The sequence below is a fragment of the Mesorhizobium sp. M0621 genome, assembly GCF_040320745.1.
Lineage (GTDB): Bacteria > Pseudomonadota > Alphaproteobacteria > Rhizobiales > Rhizobiaceae > Mesorhizobium.
This window is the reverse complement of sequence record NZ_JAMYQF010000071.1, coordinates 21182-27646: the sequence shown is the minus strand read 5'-3', so window position 1 is coordinate 27646 and position 6465 is coordinate 21182. Positions and strand designations below refer to the sequence as shown.

At 58.1% G+C, this 6465-nt stretch carries 5 protein-coding genes; all 5 read right to left on the bottom strand.

Annotation, left to right across the window (positions count from 1 at the left end; translation table 11 throughout):
- Positions 1–305 precede the first annotated feature (305 nt).
- The 5 genes from NKI38_RS30165 to NKI38_RS30145 all read right to left on the bottom strand — a co-directional run bounded on the left by NKI38_RS30165 (position 306) and on the right by NKI38_RS30145 (position 6366).
- Positions 306–1106, bottom strand: a complete 801-nt coding sequence (locus NKI38_RS30165) for a PhzF family phenazine biosynthesis protein (RefSeq protein WP_352664107.1) — start codon at positions 1104–1106, stop codon at positions 306–308.
- Between the two features lie 451 nt (positions 1107–1557).
- Entirely contained in the window at positions 1558–2055 is a 498-nt protein-coding gene (locus NKI38_RS30160) for an Lrp/AsnC family transcriptional regulator (RefSeq protein ID WP_352664105.1), read from the bottom strand.
- A 209-nt stretch (positions 2056–2264) separates the two neighbouring features.
- Positions 2265–3809 carry a fumarate hydratase gene (locus NKI38_RS30155; RefSeq protein ID WP_352664103.1) on the bottom strand — a complete coding sequence of 515 codons (1545 nt, stop codon included), beginning with the start codon at positions 3807–3809 and terminating at the stop codon, positions 2265–2267.
- Positions 3810–3815: 6 nt separating this feature from the next.
- A complete protein-coding gene (locus NKI38_RS30150; protein ID WP_352664101.1) occupies positions 3816–5243 on the bottom strand; it encodes an NAD-dependent succinate-semialdehyde dehydrogenase in 1428 nt (475 codons plus the stop codon).
- A 196-nt stretch (positions 5244–5439) separates the two neighbouring features.
- Positions 5440–6366 carry a LysR family transcriptional regulator gene (locus tag NKI38_RS30145; protein WP_352664111.1) on the bottom strand — a complete coding sequence of 309 codons (927 nt, stop codon included), beginning with the start codon at positions 6364–6366 and terminating at the stop codon, positions 5440–5442.
- Between the last annotated feature and the right edge of the window lie 99 nt (positions 6367–6465).

Sequence of the window (6465 nt, the reverse complement as noted above, 5' to 3'; positions counted from 1 at the left end):
CTTCGCCATCAGTCCCGACCTCCAACGGTCAAAACATCGAATCTGATTTGCTCAATCTTGGGAATCCTGATTCAGCTAAAACGCGAACCGCTCTAGATCGGCGGGTTGGTCCGGCCAACGAAAGCTGACTGGATGCACTGGCGTTCGGTCTGCGATGACGAGCCAACCATTCGCACAAAGCGCCGCAAATTCGAAGCTGCTTTGTGCTGCGAGGGCACCGCCCGGGATGGTCACGAAGGTGCCGGTACTCATCGAAGTCTCGAATTTCGTGCCGATGCTGCCTTCCCGCTAATGTGTGTCGGCCGTTATGCCGCATCCGGCAGATATATCGTGGCCTCCATGAAGGTCACGGCGTTCCCACCCAGAATAACGCGATCACCGGTCAATTTGCAGTCGAGCCATCCGCCGCGGGCCGACGCCTGATAGGCCATGAGCTTGACGCGGCCCAACCGAGCAGCCCAATAAGGCACAAGCGTCGCATGGATTGACCCCGTAACCGGGTCTTCAGGAATACCTGCGCCAGGGGCGAAGTAGCGGGACACGAAATGCGCTTTTGCGCCCTCGGCTTCCTGTCCTGTCACCACAACGCCAACAGGGCCGAGACGAGCAATCGCCGCAAGGTCGGGAACGAAACTGCGCACTGCATCGGCGCTGCCGAGATCGGCGAAGATGTTTTCGAAGTTGCGGAAAATGCGGACAGGCGGTTCAGCGAAAATACCTGCTATCTCCTGTGGCAGGGTGTCGATGACCTCCGGCGCCAGACGAGGGATGTCAAGCTTGTAACCGCCCGGCTCGCTCGACACACGCAACTCTCCGACCCGAGTGTGAAAGACAAGGGATGCGTCCGCCTTCGCCTTGCTGAACAGGACGTGTGCTGTCGCAAGGGTGGCGTGCCCGCAAAAATCGACCTCATGCGCAGGGGCAAACCAACGCAAGTCCCATGCACCATCAGGGCGGGCTTTAACAAAGGCCGTCTCAGCCAAGTTGTTCTCTCGAGTAATTGCCAACATCAGTTCATCAGGCAGCCAATCGTCTAGCACGAGAACGGCAGCAGGGTTCCCTGCGAAAAGTCGGTCGGTGAAGGCATCGACCTGATACATGTGCATGGGAAACGCCCTGCTGTAGATGATTTACCTTGGTGTTTGCCGTCGGCCTGAATGTAAGCTTGAGAAGCAGGCACTCAGCCTGGCTGAGCGCCAAGACGTCGGCAGATTCAGCCAAGGCCATTCAGAGCTTGGGACAGATCGTCGATAGTGTCCTGGGGATGCTCCAGCCCGACCGAGAGACGGAGCAGCCCCGCCGGCGCCATTGTTCTCGGGCCTTCGAGGGAGGATCGAATCAAGCACGAAGCTCTGATCCTTCTCTTGAACTTGTTTGGTTCCCTGCTTGGTCAGGCTCATTGCCGCTCTCCCGTTGATCGCCCGGCGTGAGAACACTCGGTCAGCCGGGGTAATCATACCGCCGGATATACCTGGCATTCCACGGCAATACGCGTCCGCAGCCGACGGATTCACGGAACGTGGGCCAATCTCCGTGGAAAACACCGGCGCCCGAAACTCACCGCTCTCTTAGTGCGGACAAAGGTATCGGCGAATTAGATTTTATCGATTTCGTCACGACAAGGCTATAATATTGGTCGATCCCGAGGCCTACCTGCAGCAATCTCTCCATGAATTCCTGATAAGCAGCCAAGGAGGGAACTGCAACGCGCATCAGATAATCGACCCGACCTCCGATAGCCCAGCAGTCCAAGATCTCGGGGAAGTCTAGAATTGCGGCCTCAAAGTGTCGTTGGTCCTCGATGCGGTGACGATCCAGCACCACCTCCACCATCACGAAAATCACGCCCCCGATGAGGGACGCACTGAGCCGCGCGTAATAGCCTTCAATAGCTCCTGCTGTTTCGAGTATGCGAAGCCGATCCGAGCAAGCCGACGCCGACAGATGAACGCGCTTGGCAAGCTCGCTTTTCGATATCCGACCGTCTGCTTGCAGCTCGGAAAGAATCCTGAGGTCCCAAGCATCCAGGCGTACGGTGTTGAGTTTCGACTTCATGGCCTTGTCTAGCTTTTACGTTTAGGCTGGTTTTGGGTCTGCGCCAATTGTATCTATGGTGCCGACGTGCCAGCCCAGCGTTTTGTTCGTCGCAAGCGGTGCTGGCATGCACGAATGGGCTCATTCGCACAGCTTGCCCAAACAAACGCACAGCCTGCGCACTGCCCTTTCGGAATAAGTGGGTCGGGACGATTACCTAACGGGAATATTCAAACGCCGATGCTGCGTGCAATGCTATCGGCGGCCATGCGCTTGCGCCACTCAATCGGCCCGGAATTGTGAATCGAGTTTCCCTCAACGTCGACAGCCATGATGACCGGCATGTCCTGCACCTCGAATTCATAGATGGCTTCCATGCCCAGGTCTTCAAAGGCAACGAGCCGCGCCGCCTTTATCGATTTTGATATTAGGTAGGCAGCGCCACCCACTGCGACCAGATAAGGCGTCTTGTGTCTGGCAATCGATGCAATAGCCGTTGGCCCTCTCTCCGCCTTACCGACCATCGCGAAAAGCCCGGTTTCCGCGAGCAATTTTTCCGTAAAATCGTCCATCCGGCCGGAGGTTGTTGGGCCGGCCGGTCCCACGACCTCTTCCCTTACTGCAAGGACAGGGCCGACATAGTAGATCACACGGCCTTGCAGATCGACCGGAAGTGGCTTCCCGGCATCAATCAGGTCGACCATACGCTTGTGGGCGGCGTCACGACCCGTCAGGATCCTTCCGGATAAAAGAAGAGTTTCCCCGCAGCGCCACGAAGCCGTCTCTTCTCTTGTCAGCCCATCCAACTTGACCCGGCGGACGCCGGTTGTTTGCAAGTCCTCGGGACCGATCTGGGGCCATTGGGAAAGGTCGGGCGGTTGGAGCTGCGCTGGTCCTTTCCCGTCCAATGTGAACGTCAAGTGCCGGTTGGCTGCACATTGCGGGATGAGTGCCACGGGCTTGGACGCCGCATGAGTTGGATATGTTGCGACCTTGACATCAACGACTGTCGTCACGCCGCCCAGGCCCTGGGCGCCGATCCCGAGAGCATTGATGCGTTCATAAAGCTCAATGCGGAGCGCCTCCTCAGCGTTTGATGGCCCCTTGGCGATGAGATCCGACATGTCGATAGGCTCGTTCATGGCCTCCTTGGCGAGCAGCATCGCCTTTTCGGCGCTACCACCAATGCCGACCGAGATCAGTCCGGGCGGGCACCATCCGCTACCAAGCGTCGAAACGGTGTCGACCACCCAGTCGGCAACGGACGCGCTGGGGTTAAGGGTGGTGAAACGAGCCTTGTTTTCCGACCCGCCGCCTTTTGCGGCGATGGTGATGTCAATCTTATCGCCTTGCACAAGCTCGACATGGACGACTGCCGGCGTATTGTCGCGGGTGTTCAATCGTCGGCCAAGCGGATCCGAGACGATCGATGGTCGAAGGGGATTGTCGGGGTCGAGATATGCCCGCCGCACGCCTTCATTCACGAGGTCAGCGAAACTTTCCGCAGACTCAATGTGAACGCCCATTCCGACCTTGGCGAAAACCACCACGAGACCGGTGTCCTGGCAGATCGGCCGCCGCCCAAATGCCGCCATTCGCGAATTCAACAAGATTTGCCCGATGGCGTTCTGTGCCGAAGGGCTCTGTTCGCGCTCGTATGCCTCCGAAAGGTAGCGGATATAGTCTGGAGGATGGTAATACGAGATGTACTGAAGGGCGTCAGCGACGCTCCTTGCGATGTCTTCAGCGGCAATGGTGCGTGTTCTTTTGTTCACCAACTCTTACCCGAATGACCCGAGCCCGTTGACCAGTTTCAGGCTCTGGAAGCTGCGCAGGCCGTGCTCGCCACCTTCATACCCATAACCGCTCTGTTTGACGCCTCCATAGGGCGCATCGGCGGAAACCCCTTTCAGGTAATTTACACTGACAGCGCCAGCCGAAACACCGCCGATCAGCGCCCGTTTCGCATCGGCGGCGCCAGTAAAGAAATAGGCGGCCAGGCCATATTCCGTGGCATTGGCTTCTTCGATCGCCTCCTCGATCGTGTCGAACGGCGCCACGGTCAGGATCGGCCCGAACGGCTCGTCATGAAGCACTTTCGCATCCTTCGGTACATTTGTCAGGATGGTTGGCGGCCAGTAAAAGCCAGGCTGATCCAGGCGGGTGCCACCGATTTCTATGCGGGCGCCGCGTTCCACCGCGTCCTCCACCAGACGCTGCATGGCCTCGATTCGCCGTGCGTTAGCCATCGGTCCCATCTCGGTCGTCGGGTCGTCGGGGGGGCCAATCTTGATTTTGCGAGCGACGTCGCTCATCCGCGATAGAAACTCCTCATAGAGTGGCCGCGCGACAAGGATCCTGCTGGGCGCATTACAACTCTGGCCAGCACACTCGAACTTGTATTCCGAAATTGCCGGAACGGCCGTTGCCAGATCCGCGTCTTCGCAGACAACGACCGGGGAGTGCCCACCGAGTTCAAGGACACATCGCTGCAGGTTGTTTGCGGCAAGCTTGGCCAAGTGTTTTCCAACGGCGGTGGAGCCCGTAAAGGTCAAAACTTTCACAATTCGTGATCTGAGCAGGTGTTCAGAAATCTGCGCCGGCACGCCGAAGACAAGGTTGACCACGCCATCCGGGATACCCGCCTGGCGCAGAGCTTCGACAATGTGGATCGCCGCACTCGGCGTCTCTTCAGCCCCTTTGAGGATCACGGGACAGCCTGCCGCCAATGCGGGGGCAAGCTTGCGGGCGATAAGCACTGCGGGATAGTTCCACGGTGTGAAGGCGGCGACCACACCGAGCGGCTCGGGGACGATCATTCGATTCCGGCCATGCGGAATTGGACCCGACAGCTCTTCGGCGTGTATGCCGTACCACTCCAGCGTTTCAACAGCGCGCGCGTATTCGCCTATTGCTTCGGCAATTGTCTTGCCCTGTTCTCTCGACAGATCCTTGGCTGCGTCTCCCACCTTCGTCGCCAGGATCCTGGCGGCCGCGATAAGGATTTCGCCGCGGTCCTTCGGCGGTCGCGAAGACCAGGCCCGGCGGCTTGCCTCTGCAGAAGCAAGGGTCTCATCCAAATCCAAAGCCGACGCCGCTGCCACCGAGCCAAATACCGTCTCTGTCGCCGGGTTGGTCACGGTCAGGGTTCCACTACCGCCTCGCCAACTACCGTTGATGAAAAGCTGATAGGTCGTGGCGTTGGACATCGCATGCTCCGCTTTTGTGAATTTGCCAGGTTCGAGAACGGCCGATATCCGACCGTGTCTCACTGCCCTGCGATTTCATCGCGATAGTCGCATGCGGTCAAATATCGAATGTCGCCCAAAGCCATCTCAAATCCAGATCGATACTGCATACGCAGTCGCGAAGAGCGAGAGCGCAGAAAGAATGGCTTTGGATTTTCTAGACCCGGTCCGGAACCGTGGCTGACCAGTGCTTGCCCTCGATCAAAGTCTTTACGACCTTGGGGATCAGCTTGCGGACCGCGGAGACGGCCGGAGAGCGCTCGTCCTTCGGGTTGACGGCAAGCACAACGGAACGGGTGATCACCGGATCAATGATCTTAACCGTCCGGACTTGGCCTTGAGACGCCTCTTTCTGAATGGCGGACGGGGTAAGGATTGAATACGCCTTTCCTTCCATGACCATATTGATGATCGTAGAAAGGGAATCGACTTCGAATCTGACGTCTAAAACGCAACCGTGTTGGGCTACGACATCAGCCACCGAGCGCCTGACATTATTGTTGCGCATGGGAACCGCCAGCGGAAACGCGTGCAGGTCAGCGAGCGCTATCGAATCTTCGAAAGGCGGTTGACCCGGAGGCACCACCAGGCAAAACTCTTCGCGGGCCAGCACTGTCATTGGCACCACGCTCTCGGCAGTGCGGTACAGGACAGCCAGATTGAAACGGCCAGCAGCCATCCACTCCTCCAGTGGCCCCGTCATTCCCTCAATCATCTTGAGCGAGATCCTCGGCAATTCGCTTCTCACCGCCTCAAGCAGGGGACCGCTAAGGACGCGAGCAGCTCCGGACGGAATGCCAATTGTCACCTCTCCGGAAGGAGCAGCCACCGAGCTTGTCAGTTCAGCCTCAGTGAGCTGAATTTCCTTCAGGATGACGCGCGCGCGCTCAAGCAGCTTGTCTCCCGACGCCGTGACGCTCACACCGGTCCGATCGCGAACCAGTAGCTGCGTGCCGAATCCTTCCTCCAGTTGACGCACATGCAGGCTTAGAGCGCTTTGAGCAACGTTGAGGGATGCAGATGCCTTCGTGAAACTGCCGGCTTCGACGACGCCGACAAAGTATCTTAACTGCCTGATGTCCACGATGAACAAATCCAACCGGGGCATGTTCCCCAGTGCTGGCATATCTATCTCGAAACGAGATGGCAGGCAAGCCACAAAACTGTCGCAATACAAAAAACA

Bases quoted from the DNA above. Each gene is read 5' to 3' on its own strand.
- NKI38_RS30150 (WP_352664101.1), bottom strand. From the start codon at position 5,243: ATGTCCAACGCCACGACCTATCAGCTTTTCATCAACGGTAGTTGGCGA.
- NKI38_RS30160 (WP_352664105.1), bottom strand. From the start codon at position 2,055: ATGAAGTCGAAACTCAACACCGTACGCCTGGATGCTTGGGACCTCAGG.
- NKI38_RS30165 (WP_352664107.1), bottom strand. From the start codon at position 1,106: ATGCACATGTATCAGGTCGATGCCTTCACCGACCGACTTTTCGCAGGG.